Below are 3,414 nucleotides of genomic sequence, written 5' to 3'. Positions count from 1 at the left end.
TTGTGCCGCGCGGGCGAGGTTAGCGTCCGGCGGCTGCCTCGCCCCGGAGCGTGAGCACCGTGCTGGTGGCGCGCGCGACGGGCTGCCCGTCGGCGCGGGTGATCTCGCAGTCGTAGTGGCTGATGGTGCGGCCCAGGTGGCTCGCCCGGGCCGTGGCCCGGAGGTGTTCGCGCCACACCGGGCGCAGATAGGTCACCCGCAGGTCGATGCTGGTCAGACTCTCGCCCGCGTCCAGCAGGGTGGAGTGCGCGGTGCCGATGCTCGCGTCGGCGAGCTCGGCGAGCATGCCGCCGTGCACGGTGCCCTGTTGGTTGCCGTGTACGGCGGCGTCGGCGGCGAAGCCGAGCACGGCCGTCCCCTCGGACACGGCCAGCACCTCGAAGCCCAGGAGCCGGTTGATGGGGGAGGGGTAGTCGAAGTGGGTGCGGTCGCCCGGGCGAAGCGTGCCAGCGATCATCCGGCTGAGGTAGTCGAGCACCGGCAACGGCGGCTGCTTCGGGTCGGGCTGCGTCTCACGCGCGTCGTTCATACCGCGAGGGTACGCCGCGGCCCGTCCCCCCGTCTACGGTCCGGGACTGCCGCGCGGACTACTGGGCGGACTCGGGGAGCCCGAAGATCCGGTCGAAGGCCCAGGAGTAGACGTAGGTGAAAATGAGGAAGAACACGAGCATGCCGCTCTCGATCATCAGGGCCTCGACGAAGCCGACGCCGAGGATCAGCGCGACCATCGGGACGGTGGCGATGAGGAGCCCGCCCTCGTAGCCGACCGCGTGCACGGCGCGCACGACCCAGCCGCGCCCCTTGAGCCGGTAGCGGCGCTCCATCGCCTCGAAGATGGTGTTCCACACGAAGTTCCAAATGGTGGCGACGGTGGACACGGCAATCGCCGTGATCGTGGACGCGCCGCCCTGGTGGCCCAGCAGGCCGCTGAGCACCACGGTCGTGGCGAGTACGCTGAGCGCTTCGTAGCTGCCGACGTAGACGAGGCGGCGAACCGCGGGGCGCATTGCCGCGCGGCGGGGTGTCTCGGCCCGTGCCGCGGCGGGGGCCTCGGCTCCGGGGAGGGGAAGGGTCAGGGTTGCGGACGCGGACGTCTGCTCGTGGTGGCCTGGGCCGGTCACGGGTATCACTCCAGAAACGGGAAATCGTTGCGGAGGGGTCTTGGCGCGACCGCACCTCCGAATTGCGGATTGCAACGTAAAATTATAATACCTCAACGGAATCAGTTGCCGCAACTCCATTTTTGGGAGTGATCCGCAGTTGGGGGCGGCGCTGTGGCCGCCCCTGGTCGCTAGGCCCGACTCGGCGCGAGCGCCGCGAGCTGCCCGAGCAGGGACTCGGGGACGAGCTCCGTCTGCGCGGAGCCCTCGCGCACGATCCCCGCGATGCGGGTCGCGACCTCGGCGGTGCTCAGGCCCATCGCGGCCCCGGAAAGCGCGGGGAGCTCGCCCAGCACCTGCACGGTCGCCGCCTCGACGGCGCGGGCGGCGTCCGCCTCGCCCAGGTGGCCGAGCATGAGCGCGAGCGAGAGGATGGACCCGGCCGGGTTTGCCCACCCCGTGCCCGCGATGTCGGGCGCGGAGCCGTGAATCGCCTCGAACATGCTCGGCGCGGAACCGTCCAGGTTGAGGTTCGCGCTCGTGGCGACGCCGAGGCCGCCCTGAATGACCGCGCCCAGGTCCGTGATGATGTCGCCGAAGAGGTTGTCGGTCACCACCACGTCGAAGCGCTCCGGGGTGAGGGGGAGGTGGAAGCACATCGCGTCCACGTGCACGTAGTCCGTCTCGACCTCGGGGTAGCGGGCGGAGAGATCCGCGACGACCTCCTGCCAGAGCTGCCCCGCGGCCACGAGGATGTTCGTCTTGTGGCACAGGGTCAGCTTCTTGCGTCGGCCGAGCGCCAGGCGGAAGGCGAAGTCCACGACTCGCTCGATGCCCGCCCGGGTGTTCAGTGACTCCTGCATGGCGACCGCGTTCGGGGTGCCCGCGTGCACGGTGGAGCCCGTGCCGACGTAGGCCCCCTCGGTGTTCTCCCGCACGATCACGAGCTCGCAGCGCTCCGGCGTGAGGCCCGTGATCGGGGTGGGCACCCCCGGGTAGAGCCGGACGGGCCGCACATTGGCCGCCTGCGCGAAGCGCTGCCGCATCTCCAGGATGAAGCCGCGCTCCAGGATCCCCGGCGCGACCGAGGGGTCGCCCATCGACCCGAACAGGATCGCGTCGTGCCCGCGCAGCTCCGCCTCGGCCTCGGCGAAGAGCTCGCCCGTCGCTCGATAGTGCGCGGCCCCCGCGGCGAACTCGCGGCGCTCGGTCTCAAAGCCGTGCGCGGCCTCGGCGGCGTCCAGGACCTCGAGCGCGCCCGAGACGACCTCGGGGCCGATGCCGTCTCCCGGCAGGACGGCGAGTCGATAGCTGCGGGTCATGGGGGATCCTTCCGTCGGGGTGGCCGAGGCGACTATGCCGGGGGCCGGTGTTGAACTATATTAATGGTAAGGCCACTCGCGAGGGTGGTTGACGCTCAGCCCGCACCGCACGGCACCGTGACCCCGTGCACCCCCGAGACGCCGACGTCCGCGAGCCCCGCGGGACCCCGGCAGGCAGGAACCACCATGCTCGACACCCCCGCAGCCCCGGCCCTCGCCCCCGCCGGCGCACTCCCCATCGGCGCCGACTGGCGGCGCACCGCAGCCAGCGCCCCCGTCGTCTTCCCCTACACCGGCGAAACCGTCGGCCACTCACCCACGGGCACCGTCCAGGACGCCCGCGACGCCCTCGACGCCGCCGAGGCCGCCCGCGCCGAGGTCGCCGCCCTGAGCACCGCCCAGCGCATGAGTATCCTCACGCGCGTGCACGCCCGCCTCAGCGAGGAGGCCGCGCGACTCGAGGAGCTCCTCATCCTCGAAACCGGCAAGCCCCGCCGCGACTGCCGCACCGAGGTCGCCCGCACCCTCGTCACCCTCCAGGCCACCGCCGAGGAAGCCTCGCGCATCCACGGCGAGACCGTGCCCCTCGACGTCCAGGAACTCGGCCGCGGCATGATCGGCTATTACACCCGCAAGCCCGCCGGCATCGTCATCGGGATCGCCGGATTCAACTACCCCCTGCTCCTCGCCAGCCACAAGCTGGCCCCCGCCATCGCCGCCGGCTGCCCCGTCATCATCAAGCCCGCCCCGAACACCCCGCTGGCCACCCTCGAACTCGTCGCGATCATCCGCGAGGTGCTCGCCGAGCACGGCGTCACCCCCGCCGCCGTCCAGCTCGTGAACGGTGGGCCGGAGACCGGCGAGACCCTCGTCCGCGACCCCCGGGCCCAGGTCGTGTCCTTCACCGGCTCCGCCGCGATCGGGCACCTGATTGCCCGCCAGGCAGCCCCCCGCAAAACCCTCCTCGAACTCGGCTCGAACACCGGCTTCAT

The 3,414-nt window shown here is 71.6% G+C and carries 4 protein-coding genes; 1 reads left to right on the top strand and 3 read right to left on the bottom strand.

Translation table 11 applies throughout. The features are described from left to right. Positions 1-19: 19 nt before the first annotated feature. From OOT08_RS02500 to OOT08_RS02490, 3 genes are all read right to left on the bottom strand, one after another. Positions 20-529: a PaaI family thioesterase gene (locus OOT08_RS02500; protein ID WP_325090970.1), complete on the bottom strand. Its 510-nt coding sequence runs from the start codon at positions 527-529 to the stop codon at positions 20-22. A gap of 58 nt (positions 530-587) precedes the next feature. After that, positions 588-1,121 (bottom strand): PACE efflux transporter, encoded by a 534-nt coding sequence (locus tag OOT08_RS02495; RefSeq protein WP_325090969.1) that lies wholly within the window; start codon positions 1,119-1,121, stop codon positions 588-590. A 170-nt stretch (positions 1,122-1,291) separates the two neighbouring features. Beyond that, positions 1,292-2,422: a 3-isopropylmalate dehydrogenase gene (locus tag OOT08_RS02490; RefSeq protein ID WP_325090968.1), complete on the bottom strand. Its 1,131-nt coding sequence runs from the start codon at positions 2,420-2,422 to the stop codon at positions 1,292-1,294. A gap of 186 nt (positions 2,423-2,608) precedes the next feature. Between OOT08_RS02490 and OOT08_RS02485 the strand changes: the two genes are divergently transcribed. Next, positions 2,609-3,414: aldehyde dehydrogenase family protein (locus tag OOT08_RS02485; protein ID WP_325090967.1), on the top strand; the 806-nt coding region annotated here is incomplete at its 3' end.

This window comes from Leucobacter sp. M11 (genome assembly GCF_035726885.1).
In the GTDB taxonomy this organism is placed as follows: Bacteria; Actinomycetota; Actinomycetes; order Actinomycetales; family Microbacteriaceae; genus JAPFRB01.
The sequence above is the reverse complement of the archived record's forward strand: the minus strand, read 5'-3'. Positions and strand labels throughout refer to the sequence as shown.

What these genes read in the sequence shown, in the direction of transcription:
- OOT08_RS02500 (WP_325090970.1), bottom strand. Translation starts at nt 529, where the DNA reads ATGAACGACGCGCGTGAGACGCAGCCCGACCCGAAGCAGCCGCCGTTG.
- OOT08_RS02490 (WP_325090968.1), bottom strand. Translation starts at nt 2,422, where the DNA reads ATGACCCGCAGCTATCGACTCGCCGTCCTGCCGGGAGACGGCATCGGC.